Below are 1923 nucleotides of genomic sequence, written 5' to 3' on the forward strand. Positions count from 1 at the left end.
CCTGACTTCAACACTTCACCGCCTACGGGCGGTTTTCTTTGGCTGTTCACCTTATAAATCAATGGTTTTCATTCTTGATAAAGTTCATTTGTACTGGCAATTTGAATTCTTAATGTACTGGCATATTATAAGTTTTGTATTAGAATTCTCGCATGTACATCAAAATCACCCGCTCTGGCGGCAAGCGCTACGTCCAACTGGCTGAGTCCTATCGCAATGATGAGGGCAAGCCTCGTCAACGCGTCATCGCCAATTTGGGGCGACTCGATGACAGCGCCAGCCAGGCCCACGCCATGATGGCCGCGCTGCTTCAAGCGACCGGACAGCAGGCTGGCGCGGTGTCCGGCGTGCTGGACACCGCCCAGTTCGAGTCTGCCCGGGCCCTGGGTGACGTCTGGGCGCTCACGGTGATCTGGAAGCAGCTCGGCCTGGATCGCCTGCGCAAGGTTCTGCAGCAACGAAGCCGCCACCGCATTGATCTGGAAGCCCTGCTGCGCTTGATGGTGTTCAACCGCTTGTGTGACGCCGACTCCAAGCTGGGGGCGCTGCGCTGGGTCAAGACCGTCAGCCTGCCTGATATGAATCTGGAATCCATCAACCATCAGCAGTTGCTACGCGCCATGGATGCGCTGCTTGAGCATCGGGAGCTCGTTGACGAAGTGCTGGCCGACGCCGTGCGCCCGTTGGTCAATGAAGACCTTTCAGTCGTCTTCTACGACATGACCACCATCCGGGCCGAAGGGCTCTCGGAACAAGTCGACGATGTCCGTCAATTCGGCAAGTCCAAGGAATCCACCATCGCGCGCCAGTTCATGCTGGGCCTGGTGCAAACCGCTGAAGGTATTCCGCTGCATCACGAAGTCTTCCCCGGCAATACGGCCGAGGTCGGCACCCTGAAGGCGTCCTTACTCAAGGTGCTGGAGCGCTTCCCGATCAAGCGGGTGATTGCCGTGGCGGATCGGGGCCTGCTCTCGCTGGATAACTTGGAGCAGTTGCAAAAAATTGTGCTGCCTTCGGGGGCACCGCTGGAGTTTATCCTGGCGGTGCCGGGCCGACGCTATAACGAGTTTGCCGACTTGCTCGCACCGTTCAATCAGCACGTACACAGCGCGGACGAATCCGAAGTGGTCGGTGAAGAAAAATGGAACGATCTGCGTCTGGTCGTCGCGCACGATCAACGCCGGGCCGCCGAACAGACAGCGCAGCGTGATGCCGCCATTGCAGCGCTGGAAGTCCAGGCCGCGCAATGGGTGGGTAAGCTTGATTCCCAGGATGAAGGAAAACGCAGTCGCGGTCGCAAGCTCTCGGACGGCGGCGTGCGGGCGCGCTTCTATCACGAAGTGTGTGAGCAGCGCCTGCGGCGCATCGTCAAGGTAGACCTGAAAAGCGAACTGTTCACCTATGACATCGACCAGAAAGCCCTGGCGCTGGCCCGCGCCATGGACGGCAAGCTGCTGCTGGTGACCAATACGCCGGATCTGAGCGCCGTCGAGGTCGTTGCCCGCTACAAATCCCTGGCCGATATCGAGCGTGGCTTCAAGATGCTCAAGTCCGATATTGAGATCGGGCCGGTGTACCACCGGATGCCCGAGCGCATCCGGGCACATGCCTATATCTGCTTTATCGCCTTGGTGCTGGCTCGCGTCATGCGGACGCGACTGCGCGAGAATCCGGTACACGAGATCCTATCCCCGGTACGCGCCTTGTCTGTGTTGCGGCGCATCCAGACCCACAAGGTCACCTTCGATGGCCAAGCGCCAGTGACGGGGATTTCCACCATAGAGGCTGAGCAGGCGGCGGTGCTCGCCAGCTTGAAGGTCAAGAAACCCACTGCTGAGGTTGGATTCGTGAATTTGTAGTGGTGCAGTTTAAAACAGAACTCTTAAAAATCAATAGCTTGCGTTTTTAACTGTCGAACTCTGG

Annotated in this window: 2 protein-coding genes; both read left to right on the forward strand. The window is 58.1% G+C overall.

Features of this window, described 5'->3' with window-relative positions:
- On the forward strand, positions 1–205 hold a 205-nt coding region (locus ACMHYJ_RS16820; protein ID WP_414247303.1), incomplete at its 5' end, for a hypothetical protein.
- Positions 153–1859 carry an IS1634 family transposase gene (locus ACMHYJ_RS16825; protein WP_414247304.1) on the forward strand — a complete coding sequence of 569 codons (1707 nt, stop codon included), beginning with the start codon at positions 153–155 and terminating at the stop codon, positions 1857–1859. The genes ACMHYJ_RS16820 and ACMHYJ_RS16825, both read left to right, overlap by 53 nt.
- The last annotated feature ends 64 nt before the right edge of the window (positions 1860–1923 follow it).

Source organism: Castellaniella hirudinis (assembly GCF_047468865.1).
Lineage (GTDB): Bacteria > Pseudomonadota > Gammaproteobacteria > Burkholderiales > Burkholderiaceae_B > Castellaniella > Castellaniella hirudinis_A.